Below are 21,268 nucleotides of genomic sequence, written 5' to 3'. Positions count from 1 at the left end.
GTGGAGCTGATCGACACCCACACCCATCTGGATTTTCCGGACTTCGACGCCGACCGTCAGGCGCTGCTGGCCGAAAGCCGCGCCCTCGGGGTGCGGCGGATCGTGGTGCTGGGGGTTTATCAGGCCAATTGGCAGCGGGTCTGGGAGCTGGTGCAAAACGATCCCGACCAGCATGCGGCGTTCGGATTGCACCCGGTGTATCTGGACGATCATCGCCCTGAAGACTTGAGCGAACTCGGCGATTGGCTGACCCGCCTGGCTGGCCATCGGCAACTGTGTGCCGTCGGCGAGATCGGCCTGGACTACTTCATCGAAAACCTGGACCGCGACCGCCAGCAGGCGTTGTTCGAGGCGCAATTGCAACTGGCGGCGGACTTCAATCTTCCAGCACTGATCCATGTGCGGCGTAGCCATGCGGCGGTGATTGCCACGCTCAAACGGTTTCGCCTGAAACGGGCCGGCATCATCCACGCCTTTGCTGGCAGCCAGGAAGAAGCCCGGGAATACATCAAGCTGGGTTTCAAACTCGGCCTGGGCGGCGCCGCGACCTGGCCTCAAGCACTGCGCATGCACCGAGTGCTGGCCAAGCTACCGCTGGATTCTGTGGTGCTGGAAACCGACTCCCCGGACATGGCGCCCGCCATGTTCCCCGGCCAACGCAACAGCCCCGCGCATCTGCCCGCGATCTGCGCGGCACTGGCCGACATCATGGCGATCAGCCCCGAGCAATTGGCTGCGACCAGTACGGCCAATGCTTGCGAGTTGTTCAACTGGTGAATCAAATCCTGTGGTATCAGGCGACCGCTACACCCGAAACGCGCTGATCAACTGTTTCAACTCCACGACCTGGGCCGACAACGCCCGGCTGGCATCTTCGGTCTGATGCGCACCTTCAGCGGTGCGCTCGCCGGCGCGATTGATCTCGACGATGTTCTGGTCGATGTCGTGGGCCACGGCGGTTTGTTGTTCCACTGCGGCGGCAATCTGCTGGTTCTGGTCGACGATCATGCCGACCGCTCCCAAGATGTTTTCCAGCGCCCGCTGGACCTTTTCCGACTGCCCGACCGTGCCATTGGCCATTTCATGGCTGGTGCCCATGGCCTTGACCGCCGCGCCGACACCGCCATGGAGCTTGGCGATCATCTGCTCGATTTCTTCGGTCGACTGCTGGGTTCGTTTGGCCAGGGTCCGGACTTCGTCGGCTACCACGGCGAAACCACGGCCCTGCTCACCGGCCCGTGCCGCCTCGATGGCGGCATTGAGCGCCAGCAGGTTGGTCTGCTCGGCGATGCTCTTGATCACTTCGAGCACACGGCTGATGGACTGGCTGTCGCTGGCCAGTTGGTTGATCACCAGTACCGATTGATCGATCTCGCTGGCCAGCGCGGCAATGCTGCCTTGCTGCGACTCCACCAGGCCACGACCACTGATGGTCTCATCGTTGACACTGTGGGCACTGCTCACCGCCGCGGCGGCACTGCGCGCCACTTCCTGGGAAGTGGCCGACATCTGGTTCATCGCCGTGGCCACTTGTTCGATCTGCGTGCGCTGCCCGGCGACGGCCTGGTTGCTTTGCGCGGAAACGCTTTCCACCTGGCCGGCCTGACGCTCGACTTCGCTGACGGTCTGCCCCACCCGCTCGATCAGGTCATGGATCTTTTTCACCGTGCCGTTGAACACTTCGCCCAGCTCCCCCAGCTCATCGCGGCTGTGGGCGCTGAAGGTCACGGTCATGTCGCCGGCCGCCACCTTGTCCATCACCGCGCCCAGGCGCTTGAGCGTGGTGCGGGTCGAGGCATAGAAAGCGCCGTAGAGATAAAAGATCAACACAAAGACGACTGACAGCGCCACGGCCTGCAAGACCATGTGCGTGCGATTCTGCTCAAGTCGCTGCTGCAATTGCGGGCCGAGATACTTCAGGACCGCTTCGTTGAGTTGGTAGGTCTGGTCCATCAGGACGCTGACCTGATCGTAAAAGCCCTGCCATGGCGCATCGAGGGTATCAGCCATGACCACTTGTTCTTCGAACAGCTCGCTGGCTTTCTTCAAGGATGCCCGGCTGCTATCGGCCTGAGTGGCCAGGGTCTCACGCGCAGCCTTGCTGGAACCCAGGGCATCCTGCAACTTCAGGCCATACTCGGCCTGGAGCTTTTCAATCTGCGCCAGCAATTCATCGAAACGGGTACTCGAAGCCGAGTTGATGAATCCCTGTCCCAACGAGTAAGACCCCATTGCCCGACCTTCGCCCAGGATCTGGGTGACCCGTGGCGTGACGAGGGTGACGAGCTCGCTCAACTGGCGCATGTCGCTCTGGTTGTCGCGACTGAGACCGGACTGGCTGGTGATGAGCTGGCTGAAAATCTGCGCGCTGCCCACCAGCTTGCCGATCAAGGCACTTTTGCTTTGCAGGGAATTTTCCGTTTGCTGGGCCTTGAACGCGGCGATCATTTCATCGCGTTTGCCATCAAACACCGCAACCTGCTCCGGGTCGCTGGTCATCGCCGTCAGCCCTTGCAGGCGAGTCAGAATATTCTGCTCAAGGGCGCTGATTTTCGACTCGACGTTGCCGGCCTTGCCGGATTGGCCGAGGCTGACATTGATCTGCACCAGGTTGTTCAGGGTTTCCAGATCGCGCCGCAACGTCAGGCTGCTGCCCAACAGGTCGAGACTTTGCAGTTCGATGCGCGTGCCCTGGAATTCGCGGTAGGAGTCACGCACCAGATAGAAGTTGGTCACCAGCATCGGCACCAGGAACAGTACGCTGATCAGGCTGAACTTCATACCGAAGCTCAGACGGTTCATCAGTGCGACAGCGGGATAGAGCAAGCTCTTCACTGGATGTCTCCCTTCAGTTTCTTATTTTTTTTATTGGCAGGCGCAGACAGAAAGCAGATAGCCACTATTCGACGCTATCTCTGTATAACTTAAATCGGCAGGAGGTTTTGTAACTTAAGGTTAACGACAGAAGTCCGCGAGCGATACGAAGCGAACTCGATGTGGCGAGGGGCTTGTCGGGCCGCCCGTTCGGCTGCGCAGCAGTCGTAGGTCGTAGATCCACGTTTCAACTGTCAAATCGCATAGGGCGGCTTCGCCACCCAACGGGGGCAAGCCCCCTCGCCACAATGGCTCAGACAGCCGGGTTAATGCAGGACCGTCCACAACGCAAACCCGGCATACCAGAGCACCGCCGCACGCAGCAGCAGCGCCCAGATGCGGTCCAGATTGTTGATACCTTCCGCGCCGGTCACCGGCGCCGGAATTTCACCGGCCACCAGCCCGACTTTCACGATCAATTGCGCGGCGCTGATGTTCCAGTTCAGCAGCTCATGCAGCATCACCCGACTGACCGCGACAAAATTGCCGACCAACGCCAGGCTCGCGGCCAGCAGACGCACCGGCAACCAGTCGAAGGCGTGACGCAGTTGCCCGGCGCGCTCGACCACTGCAGGGTTTTTCCCGTGCTCTTCGGCCAGCGCCAGCAACCGATAACTCAGCGCCGCAACCGGACCCAACAGGAAGTACCAGAAAATCACCGCGAAAAAGCTCTGGTAGGCCTCCCACAGCAAATGCCCTTCGACCTGCTCCAGCAGCTGCTCGCCATTGTCTGCACAGATATCCAGATCGCGCTGGGCGACATGGGCCGCCGCTTGCAGGTCCTCCCGACGCCAGGCATCGCGGAACGGCCCGAGATCGCCCAGTAGATCACCGCGCCCCAGGCTGTAGATGACTACCAGCATATGGATCGGCAACGCCAGCAAGCCGTAGGCCACCGGCTCGATGACGACCAGCAGCAACCCCAGCAACGCCACCGGCAACAAGACCAGTATCGACAGCACCAGCCATGGTCGGTTTGAAAATCGCGGGCTGGCCTCAAGCTTGTTCAGCTCATGTGTCCAGCCATTGTCACGCTGAACCCGATGGCGCAGGGCCGAGAACTTCTCGATCCACACCGCCAACAGCAACACCAGAAAACTCATCGTCCTTCCTCTTGTGCCAGGGCGGCACGATAGCGTGCCCAGTCGAACGCCGGCCCTGGATCGGTTTTGCGCCCCGGTGCAATGTCACTGTGCCCGCAGATGCGCTCTGTGGTGATTGCCGTGAACGCCTGTTGCAACTGGCGCGTCAGGGCTGTCAACGCGTGGTATTGCGCGTCGGTGAATGGCAGATCATCCGTGCCTTCGAGCTCGATGCCCACGGAAAAATCGTTACAGGTTTCCCGCCCCTCGAAGCTCGAGACGCCCGCATGCCACGCACGCTCAAGGCACGAAACAAACTGGGTAACGGTACCGTCACGTTCGATCAGAAAGTGCGCCGACACCCGCAAGTCCACGATCCCTTCAAAATAGGGATGTTCGGTGACATCCAGACGATTCTGGAAAAACTCCTGCACCTTGCCGGTGGCGAACTGCGCCGGCGGCAGGCTGATGTTGTGGATCACCAGCAGGGAAATTTCGTCTGTGGGGCGCGCATTGAAGTTGGGAGAGGGGCAGACATGCACACCCTGAATCCAACCGCTCGCGGGGTCCAACTGCATACCGATTCCTTCAACGTCGACTGTATTGGCACAGTATGCCGCGATAATCCCCCAGGACGCGATCACTTGCCGCGTTTGAGGTTGCCGATCTCAAACAGGCGTATGTTCGGAATCGACAGCCAACGCCGGTAACGTCAGGGATTCGACCAAATACAGGTGCCAGCGCAAACGTAACGCTCTGATGCCTTGGGTTGGTCGGTGCCATGGCCCTATAATCGAGCCACTTTGTTTGTGGAGTCCGTTATGCCGAATCTACGTCTCGCCGATCTGACCGCCGAAATCGAAGCCAACGTGCGCCGTGCGCTGCATGAAGACATCGGCAGCGGCGATATCACCGCGCAGTTGATCCCGGCCGAACGCCTGGCCAAAGCCACCATCATTACCCGCGACGCGGCCGTCATCAGCGGCACCGCCTGGGTGGATAACGTGTTTCGGCAACTGGACCCGCGGGTGGCGGTGCACTGGCAGGTTGCCGACGGTGAACGGGTGACGCCCAATCAGGTGCTGTTCCACCTCGAAGGCCCTGCGCGCTCACTGCTGACCGGCGAACGCAGCGCCCTGAACTTCCTGCAACTGCTCTCCGGCGTGGCGACCCGCGCGCAATACCTGGCGGACTTCGTGGCCGAGACTCAGGTCAAGCTGCTCGACACCCGCAAAACACTGCCGGGGCTGCGCCTGGCGCAAAAGTACGCCGTGACCTGCGGCGGTTGCCATAACCACCGCATCGGCCTGTATGACGCCTTCCTGATCAAGGAAAACCACATCGCCGCCAGCGGCGGCATCGCGCAGGCCATTGCCGCCGCGCACAAGATCGCTCCGGGCAAACCGGTCGAGATTGAAGTGGAAAGCCTGGATGAACTCAAGGAAGCGCTGGCGGCCGGTGCCGACATCATCATGCTCGACGAACTGAGCCTGGACGACATGCGTGAAGCCGTGCGCCTGAATGCCGGCAAGGCCAAGCTGGAGGCCAGCGGCGGGATCAACGAAAGTACGTTGCTGCCAATTGCACAGACCGGGGTGGATTACATTTCGATCGGTGCGATGACCAAGGATGTGAAGGCGGTCGATCTGTCGATGCGCCTGAGTCTCTGATCACACGTATGTGAGTTGCCAAAACTGTAGGAGCGAGCTTGCTCGCGATGTACCTGAGAGCGCCATGTTTAACCAGTAAACACGCGTTATCGTTAACGACCATCGCCAGCAAGCTCGCTCCTGCATGAGTGTCAGACCACCAGATTGTTCATCTCGCAGTACTCTTCCCACTCGACGCCCAACACCTCGGCAGCTTCCTTGTGCAGTTTCAGGCGTTCGGTCTCGTATTCTTCCGGGCTTGATGTGTACTTGAGCGTCAGCTCCCACGGTTGCAAGCCCTGGGCTTCGGCTTCATCCTCGAACGCCCACTGGATCTGGTCTTTCTGATCGTCGGCGGACAAGTCCTTGATCTCGTCCATCAGCTCGGGGGCATCCAGCACATACTTCTTCAGCGCTTCTTCGTGTCGGGCTTCCTGGGTCATCTCTTTAACAGTCATGGCGTTCTCGCTGATCTGGGAATGGAAGATGGATCTGGATCTTCAAGGATCTCTCTGACACAAAAAACCGGATCAAGCCCGGTTTATCTGGCCTTCAGAACCATTCTGGATCATCTGAAAACTGCTGGGCGTTGCTCAGGCAGACTCCGAATATAGGACGTTTGGCTGAGGATTTACACGTCTCTTTACATCTCCCCACAAAAAGTTGTGCACACGATGTTTTGATGACGGCGGGAAGATAAATTCAAACAGCGATCAGGACCGCGAACTCGAGAACCTGAGCGGAAAGGTGAAACAAGCGAGGGAGATATGGTGCCCGAGACAGGAATCGAACCTGCGACCTTCGCGTTACGAGTGCGCTGCTCTACCGGCTGAGCTACACGGGCGGTGGGCTAAACCTAGCACCGAGTTTCAGCAACGGCAACGTCGTCAATCAACTCTGTGATCTACAGACAAAAAAAATGCCCCACCGTTTTCACGGCGGGGCATTTTTTACAACGTTGAAACAGTCAGGCGTGAGGCGTGATTAAACGCCCGAAGCCTTGGCTGCCGCCACGTCCTTGATGGACAGTTTGATACGGCCGCGGTTGTCCACGTCCAGTACCAGCACTTCCACTTCCTGGCCTTCTTTCAGGATGTCGGTCACTTTCTCAACGCGAGCATCGCTCAGCATGGAGATGTGAACCAGACCGTCCTTGCCCGGCAGGATGTTGACGAATGCGCCGAAGTCGACGATGCGCTCAACCTTACCGACGTAGATCTTGCCGATCTCGGCTTCAGCGGTGATGCCCAGAACGCGCTGACGTGCTGCTTCAGCCGCTTCCTTGGTTTCGCCGAAGATCTTGATCGAACCGTCGTCTTCGATGTCGATCGAAGCCTTGGTTTCTTCACAGATCGCACGAATGGTCGCGCCGCCTTTACCGATGACATCACGGATTTTGTCGGTGTCGATCTTCATCGCGATCATGGTCGGAGCGTTGGCCGACAGTTCGGTACGCGACTGGCCAATGATCTGGTTCATCTGGCCGAGGATGTTCAGGCGCGCTTCCAGGGCTTGGCCCAGAGCGATTTCCATGATCTCTTCGGTGATGCCCTTGATCTTGATGTCCATCTGCAGCGCGGTGACGCCTTTGGCGGTACCGGCTACCTTGAAGTCCATGTCGCCCAGGTGGTCTTCGTCACCCAGGATGTCGGTCAGGACGGCGAATTTCTCGCCTTCCTTAACCAGACCCATAGCGATACCGGCAACCGGCGCCTTCATCGGCACACCAGCGTCCATCAGGGCCAGGGAAGCGCCGCAAACGGAAGCCATCGAGCTCGAACCGTTGGATTCAGTGATTTCCGACACAACACGGATGGTGTACGGGAACACGTCGGCGGCAGGCAGCATGGCCGAAACCGAACGACGAGCCAGACGGCCGTGACCGATTTCGCGACGACCAGCGCCACCCATGCGACCACACTCGCCTACCGAGAACGGAGGGAAGTTGTAGTGCAGCATGAACGGGTCTTTCTTCTCGCCTTCCAGGGTGTCCAGCAGCTGTGCATCACGGGCAGTACCCAGAGTTGCAACGACCAGAGCCTGGGTTTCGCCACGGGTGAACAGAGCCGAACCGTGGGTTTTTGGCAGAACGCCGACTTCGATGTTCAACGGACGTACGGTCTTGGTGTCGCGACCGTCGATACGTGGCTTGCCGTTAACGATGTTTTCGCGAACGGTGCGGTATTCGATTTCGCCGAAAGCTGCTTTGACTTCGCTGGAAGAAGGCTGGCCTTCTTCACCGGACAGCTTGGCAACGACCTGGTCCTTCAACTCGCCCAGGCGAGCGTAACGGTCGGCCTTGACGGTGATGGTGTAGGCCTGGGAGATCGCTTCGCCGAACTCGGCACGGATAGCGCCCAGCAGTTCGGTGGCTTCTGGCGCAGGCGCCCAGGTCCAGGTTGGCTTGGCAGCTTCAGCGGCCAGTTCTTTGACGGCGTTGATCACAACCTGGAACTCGTCGTGAGCAAACAGTACCGCGCCCAGCATCTGGTCTTCGGTCAGCTCTTTGGCTTCCGATTCAACCATCAGCACAGCGTCCGAAGTACCGGCAACGACCATGTCCAGGCTCGAGGCAGCCTGTTGCTCATAAGTCGGGTTCAGCAGGTAACCGGTGCTTTCGTGGAACGCAACGCGGGCAGCGCCGATCGGGCCATCGAAAGGAATGCCGGAGATCGCCAGCGCAGCCGAGGTACCGATCATCGCAGCGATGTCCGGATCGGTCTTCTTGCTGGTGGAAACGACGGTGCAGACAACCTGCACTTCGTTCATGAAGCCTTCCGGGAACAGCGGACGGATCGGACGGTCGATCAGTCGGGAAGTCAGGGTTTCTTTCTCGGAAGGACGGCCTTCGCGCTTGAAGAAACCGCCAGGGATCTTACCGGCAGCGTAAGTCTTTTCCTGGTAGTGAACAGACAGAGGGAAGAAGCCCTTGCCTGGATCGGCTTGTTTTGCACCGACTACGGTCACCAATACGCTGACGTCGTCGTCAACGGTGACCAATACTGCGCCGGAGGCCTGACGGGCGATACGGCCAGTCTCGAGGGTAACGGTCGACTGACCGAACTGGAATTTTTTGATTACCGGGTTCACGGTGTCCTACCTTCTTTGTGGCTCTTGGGGGAACTGGTTTCTTGCGAAATTCTTGGGCAACGCCGGGAATCGGCCCGACTGGTTTGTCCAGGTGTTACTCAGGCAAAGCAGGTATCCAGATAAAACTTGAGGCTGGGAGCCTGCCATGCGCCGGCGGGAAACCCGCTGGTGCACGACAGACAACCAACCTCTAGCGCAATCGCTTATTAGCGACGCAGACCCAGGCGACCGATCAGAGTCTGATAACGACCCAGATCCTTGCCTTTCAGGTAGTCCAGCAGCTTACGACGCTGGTTAACCATGCGGATCAGACCACGACGGGAGTGGTGGTCTTTACCGTTGGCCTTGAAGTGACCTTGCAGTTTGTTGATGTTGGCGGTCAGCAGTGCAACTTGCACTTCTGGCGAACCGGTGTCACCAACAGCTTGCTGGTAGTCAGCTACGATTTGAGCTTTTTCTTGAACGTCGAGAGCCATGAGGCAATCCTTTTATCAGGAAACTGTTTCAGAAAAACAGTTTCAACAGGCCAGGGACAAATCCCTGTATCTAAAAATGAGTAGTGACCGTGCCTGTTGACAGCCACCCTCGTCCGGTCATTCTGACCGAATCAGTCGACGCGGCGCGATGCGCCCGTCTTCGCTCACTTCACCGATACCGATGAAGCGACCATTGTGATCCTGTACCCGCACCATGCCGAACTTCGGAGCATCCGGGGCACGTACCGGCTGGCCGTTGAGCCAGTAGAACGCACTCGCTTCCGAGAACTGCAACAGTGGCCAATCCAGCAGGCCGCTGTCCGATGGCATCAGGAAACGATCGACCGCTTCGTTGCCGCCTTCGGCATGTACCGCTTCCAGCTCTTCGAGGGTAACCGTCTGCGCCAGGGTGAATGGCCCGGCCTGGGTACGTCGCAGTTCTGCAACGTAAGCGCCACAACCGAGTTGCTCACCGATATCCTCCACCAGGGTACGGATATAGGTGCCTTTGCTGCAATCCACCGCCAGCCGCGCAGTATCTCCTTCGAAGGCCAGCAATTCCAAGCGCGCAATAGTAACAGAACGCGGTTCGCGCTCCACTACTTCACCTGCACGAGCCAGCTTGTACAGCGGCTGGCCATCACGCTTGAGTGCCGAGTACATCGGCGGTATCTGACTGATTTGCCCACGAAATTTGGGCAGTACAGCCTCGATATCGGGGCGACCAACGGTCACCGGGCGCTCCTGCAAAACTTCACCTTCGGCATCCGCCGTGGTGGTGGTCTTGCCCAGTTGCGCCAGGGTTTCATAACCCTTGTCGGAATCGAGCAGGTATTGCGAGAACTTGGTCGCCTCGCCGAAGCACAGCGGCAACACACCGGTGGCCAAGGGATCGAGACTGCCGGTATGACCTGCCTTTTCGGCGTTCAGCAACCAGCGAACCTTCTGCAAGGCCGCGTTGGAGGTGAACCCCAGCGGTTTGTCGAGAAGGATAATGCCGCTGACGTTACGACGGATACGTTTGACCTGAGCCACCGATTACTCCTTGGTGTCTTCGGCTTCTGCCGCAACCGGATGCTGATTGTCTTCAGCCACTGCGCGCTCGATCAATGCCGACAGATGCGCACCACGCACGACGCTTTCGTCGTAGTGGAAGTGCAGCTGTGGAACGCTGCGCAGTTTCATCTCGCGAGCCAACTGCATGCGCAGGAAACCGGCGGCGGAGTTGAGCACCTTGATGCTTTGTGCAATTTCTTCGGCGCTGTCCTGCCCCATCACGGTGATGAAGATCTTGGCGTGACCGACGTCACGGCTGACTTCCACTGCGGTAATGGTGACCAGGCCGACGCGCGGGTCTTTGACTTCACGACGGATCAGTTGTGCCAGCTCACGCTGCATCTGATCGCCGATGCGTTGGGTACGGCTATATTCTTTTGCCATGTCTTGTTACCTGTTGCTGCCCCACGGTGAAACCCGTGAGGTCTGAAAGCGGCAAACGCCCGGCCTGACAAAAGCCAGACCGGGCGTTGCGTTTAGAGTCCTGGTGACGAATTGCGCATTTGCATGCGACGACCCGTCACGGCTCCTGAAGTGCGCGAGTTAGAGGCTGCGAGCAACCTGCACCTTCTCGAAGACTTCGATCTTGTCACCGACTTTAACGTCGTTGTAGCTCTTCACGCCGATACCGCATTCCATGCCGGCACGTACTTCGGAAGCGTCATCCTTGAAGCGGCGCAGGGATTCCAGCTCGCCTTCGAAGATAACGATGTCTTCACGCAGTACACGGATTGGACGGTTACGGTGAACAACACCTTCGATAACCATGCAACCGGCGATCGCGCCAAACTTCGGCGAACGGAACACGTCACGCACTTCGGCGATACCCAGGATGTTCTCGCGAACATCGCTGCCGAGCATACCGGTCAGGGCTTTCTTGACGTCTTCGATGATGTCGTAGATCACGTTGTAGTAACGCATATCCAGACCTTCCTGCTCGACGATCTTGCGCGCGCCGGCATCGGCACGCACGTTGAAGCCGAACAGTACAGCGTTGGAGGCCAGTGCCAGGTTGGCATCGGATTCGGTGATACCACCGACGCCGCCACCGACCACGCGCACTTGCACTTCGTCGTTACCCAGGCCGTTCAAGGCACCGTTCAACGCTTCCAGCGAACCACGGACGTCGGATTTGAGGACGATGTTGAGCGTCTTCTTCTCTTCCTGGCCCATGTTTTCGAAGATGTTTTCCAGCTTGCCGGCGTGAGCGCGAGCCAGTTTGACTTCGCGGAACTTGCCTTGACGGAACAAAGCCACTTCACGGGCTTTCTTCTCGTCGGCAACCACGCTCATCTCGTCGCCAGCGTCCGGGGTACCGTCCAGGCCGAGAATCTCGACAGGGATGGCCGGACCGGCTTCCTTGATTGGCTTGCCGTTCTCGTCGAGCATGGCACGTACACGGCCATAGTTCGAACCGACCAGGACCATGTCGCCTTGGCGCAGGGTACCGTCTTGAACCAGAACGGTAGCCACCGGGCCACGGCCCTTGTCCAGACGCGATTCAACCACGACGCCACGACCAGGAGCCGACGGAGTTGCAGTCAGTTCCAGGACTTCGGCTTGCAGCAATACGGCTTCGAGCAGTTCGTCGACGCCAGTACCCATCTTCGCCGAGACCGGTACGAACGGAGTGTCACCACCCCACTCTTCCGACGTCACGCCGTGAACCGACAGTTCGCTACGGATGCGATCGAGGTCAGCACCTGGCTTGTCGATCTTGTTCACTGCAACAACCAGTGGCACGCCAGCCGCTACCGCGTGCTGGACAGCTTCAATGGTCTGCGGCATCACGCCGTCGTCCGCTGCAACCACCAGGATCACGATGTCGGTCGCCTTGGCACCACGGGCACGCATTGCGGTAAACGCGGCGTGACCAGGGGTGTCGAGGAACGTCACCATGCCACGGTCGGTTTCAACGTGGTATGCGCCGATGTGCTGGGTGATACCACCGGCTTCGCCAGCAGCAACCTTGGCACGACGGATGTAGTCGAGCAGGGAAGTCTTACCGTGGTCGACGTGGCCCATTACGGTCACGACTGGTGCACGGGAAACTGCCTCGCCTTCAAACTTCAGGGACTCGGCCAGGGAATCTTCCAGGGCGGTGTCGCTGACCAGGGTCACTTTGTGGCCCAGTTCCTCGGCAACCAACTGGGCAGTTTCCTGATCCAGTACCTGGTTGATGGTCGCTGGAGTACCCAGTTTGAACATGAACTTGATGATTTCAGCAGCCTTCACCGACATCTGCTGGGCGAGATCGCCAACAGTGATGGTTTCGCCGATCTTCACTTCGCGCACGACAGGGCCGGTCGGGCTCTGGAAACCGTGGGCGTTGCGCTTCTTCAGCTTGGCCTTGCCGCGACCACCACGACGGAAGCCATCGCTTTCTTCGTCGGTAGTACGTGGGGCAACGCGTGGAGCCGGAGCCTTTTCCTTGACCGAAGCACGATGCGGAGCGTTTTTGCGCTCGCCATCGCCGCTACCGCGACGATTGCTGTCATCGGCACGTGGCTTGTCCGGACGGCGCTGTTCGTCGCGCTTGCGGGTATCGGCCGCAGGAGCTGGAGCAGCCGCCACAACTGGTGCGCTTTCGCGAACTGGCTCGGCCACCGCAGCAGGCGCTGCAACAGGTTCGGCTTGAGCGGTCGGCGCAGCAGCAGGCTGGCGACGCGCTTCTTCTTCGGCGCGACGCTTGGCTTCTTCTTCAGCCTTCTGACGAGCAGCATTTTCTACTGCGCGACGTTCATCCAGTTCACGCTTGCGCTCGGCTTCGATTTCTTCCGGGCTGCGCTGTACGAAGACTTTCTTCTTGCGTACTTCAACGCTGATGCTCTTGCTGCCAGCAACACGCAGGGTGCTGGTGGTTTTACGCTGCAGCGTAATCTTGCGTGGTTCTTCCACTTTCGCCTTGTGGCTGCTTTTCAAGTGAGTCAGCAACGATTGCTTCTCACTGTCAGTCACACTTTCTTCGGCGGCGGTGTGCGGCAGACCTGCCTCACGCATCTGCTGCAACAGGCGCTCTACCGGTGTTTTGACCTCATCGGCCAGTTGTTTCACCGTGACTTGCGTCATGCACTTCTCTCCTCAGGCCGCGCCTAATTACTCGAACCAGTGGGCTCGGGCGGCCATGATCAACTTGCCGGCACGATCATCGTCAATGCCGTCGATGTCGAGCAGGTCGTCAATAGACTGCTCGGCCAGGTCTTCGCGGGTAATTACGCCGCGCACCGCCAGTTCCATCGCCAAATCCTTGTCCATACCCTCAAGCGAGAGCAGGTCTTCGGCCGGATGGGCGTCTGCCAGCTTTTCCTCAGTAGCGATGGCTTTGGTCAACAAGCGATCCTTGGCACGAGCGCGAAGCTCGTTGACGATTTCCTCGTCAAAGCCGTCGATGTTGAGCATTTCTTCCAACGGTACGTAGGCAATCTCTTCCAGGCTGGTGAAGCCTTCATCAACCAGCACCTGAGCCAGTTCTTCGTCGACTTCCAGCTCGTCGATGAAGTTGCGCAGGATGTCGCCGGTTTCTGCTTGCTGTTTAGCCTGGATGTCCGATTCGGTCATCACGTTCAGGGTCCAGCCAGTCAACTGGCTGGCCAGACGCACGTTCTGACCACCGCGACCGATGGCCTGAGCCAGATTGTCTGCGCCAACGGCGATGTCCATTGCGTGGGCATCTTCGTCAACGATAATTGCCGCAACCTCGGCCGGGGACATGGCGTTGATCACGAACTGAGCCGGGTTGTCGTCCCACAGGACGATGTCAACACGCTCACCGCCCAACTCACCCGACACTGCCTGGACGCGCGAACCGCGCATACCGATGCAAGCGCCCTGCGGGTCGATGCGTTTGTCCTTGGAGCGAACGGCGATCTTGGCGCGCGAACCCGGATCACGGGACGCAGCCATCACTTCGATCAGGCCTTCGGCAATTTCCGGCACTTCGATGCGGAACAACTCGATCAGCATTTCCGGCGCGGTACGCGACAGGATCAACTGCGGGCCGCGGTTCTCGGTGCGGATTTCCTTGAGCAGCGCACGCAGACGCACGCCAACCCGGAAAGTTTCGCGAGAAATGATGTCTTCACGGGCCAGCAACGCTTCAGCGTTGTTGCCCAGATCAACGATCACGTTGTCGCGGGTAACTTTTTTCACAGTGCCGGAGATGATTTCACCCAGGCGCTCGCGGTAAGCGTCAACAACCTGAGCGCGCTCGGCTTCGCGAACTTTCTGCACAATGACTTGCTTGGCAGTCTGTGCGGCGATGCGGCCGAACTCGATGGACTCGATCTTCTCTTCTACGACGTCACCGACCTTGGCGCCAGGATGCGTTTCAGCAACCTTGCTCGGCCAGGTTTCGATGGCCGGATCATCCAGGTCTGCTTCTTCGACGACCGTCCAGCGACGGAATGTCTCGTATGCACCCGTGTGGCGGTTGATTTCCACACGCAGATCAACTTCGTCTTCAAAACGCTTTTTGGTAGCAGTGGCCAAGGCCAGCTCCAGCGCTTCAAAAATCACGTTTGCCGGTACGCCCTTTTCATTGGATACCGACTCAACAACCAGCAGTACTTCTTTGCTCATCGTACGCCTCGCCTTTCGCAAGCCATTGGATCCGCGGGATCCGCAGTATCTGGCACGCCTCAGTCAAAACTGGGAATAATGTTGGCCTTGTCGATCATATCGATCGGCAACAGGAACTCATGGTCTTCTACCTGCACCACGACATCCTGCTCTTCTACGCCGCGCAGAAGGCCCTGAAAGTTGCGTCGACCTTCAAAAGGCGAGCGCAGCTTGATCTTCACTTGTTCACCGGCAAATTTTGCAAACTGCTCAAGAGTGAACAGAGGGCGTTCCATGCCAGGCGAGGAAACTTCAAGGGTGTACTCAACGGAGATTGGATCTTCAACATCCAGCACACCGCTGATCTGACGGCTGACGATGGCGCAATCGTCCACCAGCACGCCGCCTTCTTTATCGATATAAACGCGCAACATCGAGTGACGACCCTGAGCCGAAAACTCGATACCCCAGCATTCATAGCCTAGGGCCACGACCACCGGGGCCAGCAAGGCCTGCAACTCTTCTAGCTTGCTCGACACCTGAACCCCCTAGTGCATGTATGTGCATGCTATGCAAAATAAAAAAATGGGCGAAACGCCCATCCTTGAAACGCCGTCGAACAGCGGCGTTGAAAGTGTCCAGCTAACAAAAAGCCCCTTAAAAGGGGCTCCTTAAACTGGTTGCGGGGGCCGGATTTGAACCGACGACCTTCGGGTTATGAGCCCGACGAGCTACCAGACTGCTCCACCCCGCGACAAAGCTGGGGCGGAAGTATACGACCGATCCCCTACAGGGTCAATGTAACCTTCCACCTGCAAGAAAGCCCGCAACAGCGGGCTCTCCTGACTAATTGGTACCGAGAAGGGGACTCGAACCCCTACACCCTATGGGCACAACCACCTCAAGGTTGCGTGTCTACCAATTCCACCACCTCGGCAATACTACGTTTGAAACCCTTCTTACTTCTGCTCTTGAGCTGGAGGCACGTCAGTCGCTGGAGTAGCCGACTTTTGCTCTTGAAGCACCGGGACATCATCAGAAGCCGGTTGTTGCTTTGGAACTTCCAGTACCGCTGGATTTGGGAGACCTACTTGAGTCAGCTGGTGAGCCTTCTCTTTAGCAAAGTAACCTAACCCCAAGCTGGTTATGAAAAAACCTGCGGCAAGTATAGCAGTAAACTTACTAAGAAAGGTAGAGGAACCTTGGCTTCCGAACACAGTATTTGAAGCACCTGCTCCGAAAGACGCGCCAGCATCCGCACCTTTACCCTGCTGCAGCAAAACCAGAGCTACTACGCCCAATGCACCCAGCAGATGAAAAACGACTACGACTGTTTCCAGCATTTTTTCAGTTTCCCGCGGCGCGACAGATCGCACCGAACTCATCTGCATTCAGGGAAGCCCCACCAATGAGACCCCCATCGATATCCGGCATGCCGAACAGTTCGACCGCATTGGCCGCCTTCACGCTGCCGCCGTATAGAAGCCGCACACCTTGTGCGACTTCAGAATTCTCTGCCGCCAACTGGGCGCGAATGGCTGCGTGCACATCCTGCGCCTGTTGCGGCGTTGCAGTCAGCCCCGTGCCAATGGCCCAGACCGGCTCGTAAGCGATCACTGCCTTGGCAAAGACACCGACACCCAGCTCCTCAATGATACTGCCAAGCTGACGCGAGACAACCTCAAGAGTTTTTCCGGCTTCACGTTGCTCCAGGGTCTCCCCTATGCACAACACCGGAGTCAAGCCACATGCCTGTGCCGCTGCGAACTTGCGGACCAGCATTACCTCCTGCTCCCCCAGAATCTGGCGGCGCTCGGAATGCCCGACAAGCACCAGGGAACAACCTGCATCCACCAACTGACTCGGTGCAACTTCACCGGTCAACGCACCTTGTCCGGATTCCACCGCAGAATTCTGCGCGCCGACCGAAATCGAATTTCCTTCCAGGCCTTCAATCACTTGATTGATATGCAGGAAAGGCGGGAATACCGCAACATCAACACTGCTCGGCAAGGCCAAGTCACGAAGGCCGTTGATCAGCTCTGCGACGCTGGCGCGGGTACCGTGCATCTTCCAGTTACCAGCTACCATAGGGCGACGCATGCTGTACCTCGTCGGTCAAAGTGGGCGCAGATGTTACCCAACACAATCATGGCTGGCAAGCCGAATTCAGGCAGAAACTTCAGTAACCAGTTTTGCCAGCTCTTCGGCATACCCACGAACCTGCGTTTCGTCTTCGCCTTCGACCATCACACGCACCAGCGGTTCGGTTCCGGACTTGCGCAACAGCACACGCCCGCGACCTGCCATGGCCTTGGTCACACGCTCGCTGGCCTCCTTGACCGACGGATGTTCGAGAGGGCTTGCGCCGCCGCCGAATCGCACATTGATCAGCACCTGAGGACACTTGCGCAGCGCCTGACGCGCTTCAGCCAAACCTTGCGCACGGGCTTTCAACGCCTTCAGCACCTGCAACGCGGCGATAATCGCATCACCAGTGGTGGTGTAATTGAAGCAAACGATATGACCCGAATTTTCGCCACCGACCAGCCAGTTACGTTCCAGCAGATCAGCAATCACATAACGATCACCAACATTGGCGCGGACAAATGGAATCCCCAGGTCGGCCAAGGCCAACTCCAATCCCAGGTTGCTCATCAGTGTACCGACTACACCACCTTGCAGCTTGTCTCGCTCATGCAGGTCGCGAGCAATGATGAACAGCAACTCATCACCATCGACGATGGCCCCCGTGTGATCCACCATCAACACCCGGTCGCCATCACCATCGAAGGCGATACCCAGATCGGCGTGTTCAGCCAGCACAGCGGCCTGCAGTTGCCCCATATGGGTCGAGCCGCAGTTGTCATTGATATTCAAACCATTGGGCTGCGCGGACAAGACCACGACTTCGGCACCCAACTCACGAAACACACTCGGCGCCACTTTATAGGTCGCACCATGGGCGCAGTCGATCACAATCTTGAGGCCGGTAAAGCTGGTACCGGTCGGCACACTGCTCTTGCAGAATTCGATATAGCGTCCCGACGCATCGTTGATTCGCGACACCTTGCCGATCTTGCTCGACTCAACCACAGTCATTGGGGTATCGAGCAGCTCTTCGATCATGTGCTCGACTTCATCCGGAAGCTTGGTGCCCTGGCCGGAGAAAAATTTGATGCCATTGTCATCATGCGGATTGTGCGACGCACTGATCACGATGCCAGCTTCGGCATGGAAGGTACGCGTCAGGTAGGCAATCGCCGGAGTCGGCATCGGCCCCAGTAGCATCACATCGGCACCTGCCGACGTCAGCCCCGCTTCAAGCGCCGACTCAAACATGTAGCCGGAGATTCGGGTGTCCTTGCCTACCAATACCTTGCAGGCACCCATCTTGCGGAAAGCCATGCCTGCAGCCCAGCCGAGCTTGAGCATGAAATCAGGAGTAATCGGGTACTCACCGACACGCCCACGAATACCATCGGTGCCAAAATATTTTTTGCTCATAAGTGCTCCATCATTCTTATTCGGCTGATTCCACTGCGGCGATCATCCGCACCACATCCACCGTTTCGGCTACATCATGGACGCGCAATATACGCGCACCTTTCGCCAAAGCCAGCGTCGCGAGCGCCAAACCACCATACAGCCGCTCTCCCACCGGACGACTCAATGCCTGACCAATCATGCTCTTACGCGAAACCCCGACCAACAGGGGCCGCCCCAAGGCATGCAGGGCTTCCATATGCTTGAACAAACTCAGATTGTGCTGCAAGGTTTTGGCGAAGCCAAAGCCGGGATCAAGAATGATCCGCTCAGCTGGAATACCCGCCAATGAACACTGATGCATGCGCTCGGCGAGAAACTCGCCGACCTCCCGGGTGACATCCTGATACTGCGGATTGTCCTGCATATCGCCCGGCTCGCCCAGCATGTGCATCAGACAAACCGGCAGCCCGGTGGCAGCAGCAGCATCCAGGGCACCATCGCGTCGCAACGAACGCACATCGTTGATCAGGCCCGCACCCAGGCGCGCTGCTTCTCGCATGACGGCAGGCGTTGAGGTGTCGACCGAGATGATCACATCCAGCTCGCGATTGATGCGCTCGACGATAGGGGCTACGCGCTCCAGCTCTTCGAGTGGCGACACAACCCTGGCACCAGGGCGGGTGGACTCTCCACCGACGTCGATCAGCGTCGCGCCGGCCGCCACCATGGCTTCGGCGTGGCGCATGGCCGCGTCAAGCTGGCTGTATTGGCCACCATCGGAGAAAGAATCAGGGGTGACATTGAGAATACCCATGACATGCGTCTGGGCCAAATCAAGAACCCGGTTGCCGCAAGGCAACCGGGTCGAGGACTGAACAGAAGTCATTTAAAACCTTATACGTCAGCAGCAGGACCGCCGATCGGTGTTTCCGGACGCTCGTCCTGCACCACCGGAGGGGTGCCGGAAGTACCCGTGCCACCCGACCAGTCGCGCGGCTCGCGAGGCGTACGACCCGCCATGATGTCGTCGATCTGCTCGGCATCGATCGTTTCGTACTTCATCAAGGCGTCAGCCATCGCATCGAGCTTGTCACGGTTGTCCGTGAGAATCTGCTTCGCCGTGCCATAGCACTGATCGATGATGCTGCGCACTTCGGAATCGATCAGCTTGGCCGTCTCACCAGAGAAGCTTGCACTCTGACCGCCACCGCCGCGACCGAGGAACACTTCACCCTCTTCTTCGGCGTACATCAACGGACCGAGCTTTTCCGAAAGACCCCACTTGGTCACCATGTTCCGCGCAATCTGACTGGCGCGCATGATGTCGTTGGAGGCACCGGTGGTCACGCCATCGAAGCCCAGGGTCATTTCTTCAGCGATACGACCGCCGTACAGCGAGCAGATCTGGCTGATCAACGCACGCTTGGACAGGCTGTAACGATCTTCTTCCGGCAGGAACATGGTCACACCCAGCGCGCGACCGCGCGGGATGATCGACACCTTGTACACCGGATCATGCTCAGGCACGACACGACCTACAATGGCGTGACCCGCTTCGTGATAAGCCGTGTTCTGCTTTTCTTTCTCGGACATGACCATGGATTTGCGCTCGGCGCCCATCATGATCTTGTCTTTCGCCAGTTCGAATTCTTTCATCTCGACGATGCGCTTGCCGGCACGGGCAGCGAACAACGATGCCTCGTTGACCAGGTTCGCCAGGTCAGCACCGGAGAAGCCTGGAGTACCACGAGCGATCACGGCCGGGGCAACGTCGTCGCCCATCGGCACTTTACGCATGTGAACCTTGAGAATCTGTTCGCGACCACGGATGTCCGGCAGACCAACTACAACCTGACGGTCGAAACGGCCCGGACGCAGCAGCGCAGGGTCCAGAACATCGGGACGGTTGGTCGCGGCAATCACGATGATGCCGTCATTCATCTCAAAGCCGTCCATCTCAACCAGCAATTGGTTGAGCGTCTGCTCGCGCTCGTCGTGACCACCACCCATGCCAGCACCACGATGGCGACCGACCGCATCGATTTCGTCGATGAAGATGATGCATGGAGCGTGTTTCTTGGCCTGCTCGAACATGTCGCGAACACGGCTGGCACCCACGCCGACGAACATTTCGACGAAGTCGGAGCCGGAAATGGTGAAGAACGGTACTTTGGCTTCGCCGGCGATGGCCTTGGCGATCAAGGTTTTACCGGTACCCGGAGGACCCACCATCAGCACACCGCGAGGAATGCGGCCACCCAGGCGCTGGAATTTGCCCGGATCGCGCAGGAACTCGACCAGTTCACCGACTTCTTCCTTGGCTTCGTCGCAACCGGCAACGTCAGCCAGGGTCGTCTTCACCTGATCTTCGGAGAGCAGGCGCGCCTTGCTTTTGCCGAAGCTCATCGGCCCGCCCTTGCCACCGGCACCGCCCTGCATCTGCCGCATGAAGAACATGAACACGGCGATGATCACCAGGATCGGGAAGCTGGCAACCAGAAGCTGAGTCCAGATGCTTTGCTGTTCAGGCTGCTTGCCCTCGACCACGACGTGGTTATCCACCAGGTCGCCGATCAGGCCGTTGTCCTGGATCGCCGGGCGAATGGTCTTGAAGCTGTCGCCATCGTTGCGCTTGCCGGTAATCACGTAGCCATCAACCGCTACGCGCTCGACCTTGCCATCCTTGACCTGCTGGATGAAGTCGGAATAGTTGAGGGTCTGCGGCTCGTTAGGGCTGGAGAAGTTGTTCATCACCGTCACCAGGACAGCCGCGATGATCAACCACAGGATCAGATTCTTTGCCATATCGTTCAATTAACTACCCTCTGAAGCAAGCTCCGCTACTGGCGCGCGCTTCGCATGATATTCACCGGCCTAACTTACTACATTACCTACAACTTGGCAGGCGCCGTCTGTAACCCTTTGTGAAACACTTCCTACACAATATTCGCTAATTCTGACAAGGCGTAATACAAAAATCCTATCGCCTTGATCG

18 protein-coding genes and 3 tRNA genes are annotated in these 21,268 nt (G+C 58.3%); 2 read left to right on the top strand and 19 right to left on the bottom strand.

Features of this window, described 5'->3' with window-relative positions; all coding sequences use genetic code 11:
• Complete coding sequence (locus KGB20_RS23350) at window positions 1-777, top strand: TatD family hydrolase (protein ID WP_150812832.1); 777 nt, start codon at window positions 1-3, stop codon at window positions 775-777.
• Window positions 778-804: 27 nt separating this feature from the next.
• Here KGB20_RS23350 and KGB20_RS29370 read toward each other — a convergent pair whose 3' ends face one another.
• From KGB20_RS29370 to ampD, 3 genes are all read right to left on the bottom strand, one after another.
• A complete protein-coding gene (locus KGB20_RS29370; protein WP_371919027.1) occupies window positions 805-1,509 on the bottom strand; it encodes a methyl-accepting chemotaxis protein in 705 nt (234 codons plus the stop codon).
• Between the two features lie 1,631 nt (window positions 1,510-3,140).
• Window positions 3,141-3,977: a regulatory signaling modulator protein AmpE gene (ampE, locus tag KGB20_RS23340; RefSeq protein WP_057716469.1), complete on the bottom strand. Its 837-nt coding sequence runs from the start codon at window positions 3,975-3,977 to the stop codon at window positions 3,141-3,143.
• The gene (ampD, locus tag KGB20_RS23335) at window positions 3,974-4,534 is read right to left on the bottom strand and encodes a 1,6-anhydro-N-acetylmuramyl-L-alanine amidase AmpD (protein WP_154910441.1); all 561 of its coding nucleotides are present in this window, start codon (window positions 4,532-4,534) and stop codon (window positions 3,974-3,976) included. Before ampD ends, ampE begins: the two co-directional genes overlap by 4 nt.
• Window positions 4,535-4,777: 243 nt before the next feature.
• On the opposite strand from ampD, the gene nadC reads away from it, so the two are divergent.
• Entirely contained in the window at window positions 4,778-5,626 is an 849-nt protein-coding gene (gene nadC, locus KGB20_RS23330; RefSeq protein ID WP_057716471.1) for a carboxylating nicotinate-nucleotide diphosphorylase, read from the top strand.
• A gap of 131 nt (window positions 5,627-5,757) precedes the next feature.
• On the opposite strand, the gene KGB20_RS23325 is transcribed toward nadC, so the two are convergent.
• From KGB20_RS23325 to ftsH, 16 genes are all read right to left on the bottom strand, one after another.
• Window positions 5,758-6,063 carry a DUF6388 family protein gene (locus KGB20_RS23325; protein ID WP_154910442.1) on the bottom strand — a complete coding sequence of 102 codons (306 nt, stop codon included), beginning with the start codon at window positions 6,061-6,063 and terminating at the stop codon, window positions 5,758-5,760.
• A gap of 310 nt (window positions 6,064-6,373) precedes the next feature.
• Window positions 6,374-6,449 (bottom strand) — tRNA-Thr (locus KGB20_RS23320).
• 140 nt (window positions 6,450-6,589) lie between these two features.
• Window positions 6,590-8,695: a polyribonucleotide nucleotidyltransferase gene (gene pnp, locus KGB20_RS23315; RefSeq protein ID WP_007915263.1), complete on the bottom strand. Its 2,106-nt coding sequence runs from the start codon at window positions 8,693-8,695 to the stop codon at window positions 6,590-6,592.
• Between the two features lie 206 nt (window positions 8,696-8,901).
• Window positions 8,902-9,171 (bottom strand): 30S ribosomal protein S15, encoded by a 270-nt coding sequence (rpsO, locus tag KGB20_RS23310; protein ID WP_015093441.1) that lies wholly within the window; start codon window positions 9,169-9,171, stop codon window positions 8,902-8,904.
• A 117-nt stretch (window positions 9,172-9,288) separates the two neighbouring features.
• Window positions 9,289-10,206 carry a tRNA pseudouridine(55) synthase TruB gene (gene truB / locus KGB20_RS23305; protein WP_150812834.1) on the bottom strand — a complete coding sequence of 306 codons (918 nt, stop codon included), beginning with the start codon at window positions 10,204-10,206 and terminating at the stop codon, window positions 9,289-9,291.
• 3 nt (window positions 10,207-10,209) lie between these two features.
• Window positions 10,210-10,611 carry a 30S ribosome-binding factor RbfA gene (gene rbfA, locus KGB20_RS23300; RefSeq protein WP_007973108.1) on the bottom strand — a complete coding sequence of 134 codons (402 nt, stop codon included), beginning with the start codon at window positions 10,609-10,611 and terminating at the stop codon, window positions 10,210-10,212.
• A gap of 159 nt (window positions 10,612-10,770) precedes the next feature.
• Entirely contained in the window at window positions 10,771-13,296 is a 2,526-nt protein-coding gene (gene infB / locus KGB20_RS23295) for a translation initiation factor IF-2 (protein WP_090453038.1), read from the bottom strand.
• Window positions 13,297-13,323: 27 nt separating this feature from the next.
• Window positions 13,324-14,805: a transcription termination factor NusA gene (gene nusA / locus KGB20_RS23290; protein WP_007988680.1), complete on the bottom strand. Its 1,482-nt coding sequence runs from the start codon at window positions 14,803-14,805 to the stop codon at window positions 13,324-13,326.
• Window positions 14,806-14,864: 59 nt separating this feature from the next.
• The gene (rimP, locus tag KGB20_RS23285; protein WP_007973115.1) at window positions 14,865-15,323 is read right to left on the bottom strand and encodes a ribosome maturation factor RimP; all 459 of its coding nucleotides are present in this window, start codon (window positions 15,321-15,323) and stop codon (window positions 14,865-14,867) included.
• A 138-nt stretch (window positions 15,324-15,461) separates the two neighbouring features.
• A tRNA-Met gene (locus tag KGB20_RS23280) sits at window positions 15,462-15,538 on the bottom strand.
• Between the two features lie 97 nt (window positions 15,539-15,635).
• A tRNA-Leu gene (locus tag KGB20_RS23275) sits at window positions 15,636-15,721 on the bottom strand.
• A gap of 22 nt (window positions 15,722-15,743) precedes the next feature.
• Window positions 15,744-16,127, bottom strand: coding sequence for a preprotein translocase subunit SecG (gene secG / locus KGB20_RS23270; protein ID WP_017336473.1), 384 nt, complete (start codon window positions 16,125-16,127; stop codon window positions 15,744-15,746).
• 4 nt (window positions 16,128-16,131) lie between these two features.
• Window positions 16,132-16,887, bottom strand: a complete 756-nt coding sequence (gene tpiA, locus KGB20_RS23265; RefSeq protein ID WP_154910443.1) for a triose-phosphate isomerase — start codon at window positions 16,885-16,887, stop codon at window positions 16,132-16,134.
• A gap of 66 nt (window positions 16,888-16,953) precedes the next feature.
• On the bottom strand, window positions 16,954-18,291 hold the full coding sequence (gene glmM, locus KGB20_RS23260) for a phosphoglucosamine mutase (protein ID WP_150812836.1): 1,338 nt from the start codon (window positions 18,289-18,291) through the stop codon (window positions 16,954-16,956).
• A gap of 16 nt (window positions 18,292-18,307) precedes the next feature.
• Window positions 18,308-19,159 (bottom strand): dihydropteroate synthase, encoded by an 852-nt coding sequence (gene folP / locus KGB20_RS23255; RefSeq protein WP_150812837.1) that lies wholly within the window; start codon window positions 19,157-19,159, stop codon window positions 18,308-18,310.
• Window positions 19,160-19,167: 8 nt separating this feature from the next.
• On the bottom strand, window positions 19,168-21,078 hold the full coding sequence (gene ftsH, locus KGB20_RS23250; protein ID WP_057716478.1) for an ATP-dependent zinc metalloprotease FtsH: 1,911 nt from the start codon (window positions 21,076-21,078) through the stop codon (window positions 19,168-19,170).
• Window positions 21,079-21,268 lie beyond the last annotated feature (190 nt).

Source organism: Pseudomonas sp. BF-R-30 (assembly GCF_019956175.1).
GTDB lineage: Bacteria > Pseudomonadota > Gammaproteobacteria > Pseudomonadales > Pseudomonadaceae > Aquipseudomonas > Aquipseudomonas jessenii.
Note: the sequence above shows the minus strand (reverse complement) of the source record. Positions and strands in the feature narration are given on the sequence as shown.

Bases quoted from the DNA above. Each gene is read 5' to 3' on its own strand.
- KGB20_RS29370 (WP_371919027.1), bottom strand. From the start codon at position 1,509: ATGTCGGCCACTTCCCAGGAAGTGGCGCGCAGTGCCGCCGCGGCGGTG.
- ampE (WP_057716469.1), bottom strand. From the start codon at position 3,977: ATGAGTTTTCTGGTGTTGCTGTTGGCGGTGTGGATCGAGAAGTTCTCG.
- ampD (WP_154910441.1), bottom strand. From the start codon at position 4,534: ATGCAGTTGGACCCCGCGAGCGGTTGGATTCAGGGTGTGCATGTCTGC.
- nadC (WP_057716471.1), top strand. From the start codon at position 4,778: ATGCCGAATCTACGTCTCGCCGATCTGACCGCCGAAATCGAAGCCAAC.
- KGB20_RS23325 (WP_154910442.1), bottom strand. From the start codon at position 6,063: ATGACTGTTAAAGAGATGACCCAGGAAGCCCGACACGAAGAAGCGCTG.
- rpsO (WP_015093441.1), bottom strand. From the start codon at position 9,171: ATGGCTCTCGACGTTCAAGAAAAAGCTCAAATCGTAGCTGACTACCAG.
- rbfA (WP_007973108.1), bottom strand. From the start codon at position 10,611: ATGGCAAAAGAATATAGCCGTACCCAACGCATCGGCGATCAGATGCAG.
- infB (WP_090453038.1), bottom strand. From the start codon at position 13,296: ATGACGCAAGTCACGGTGAAACAACTGGCCGATGAGGTCAAAACACCG.
- nusA (WP_007988680.1), bottom strand. From the start codon at position 14,805: ATGAGCAAAGAAGTACTGCTGGTTGTTGAGTCGGTATCCAATGAAAAG.
- secG (WP_017336473.1), bottom strand. From the start codon at position 16,127: ATGCTGGAAACAGTCGTAGTCGTTTTTCATCTGCTGGGTGCATTGGGC.
- tpiA (WP_154910443.1), bottom strand. From the start codon at position 16,887: ATGCGTCGCCCTATGGTAGCTGGTAACTGGAAGATGCACGGTACCCGC.
- glmM (WP_150812836.1), bottom strand. From the start codon at position 18,291: ATGAGCAAAAAATATTTTGGCACCGATGGTATTCGTGGGCGTGTCGGT.
- folP (WP_150812837.1), bottom strand. From the start codon at position 19,159: ATGACTTCTGTTCAGTCCTCGACCCGGTTGCCTTGCGGCAACCGGGTT.
- ftsH (WP_057716478.1), bottom strand. From the start codon at position 21,078: ATGGCAAAGAATCTGATCCTGTGGTTGATCATCGCGGCTGTCCTGGTG.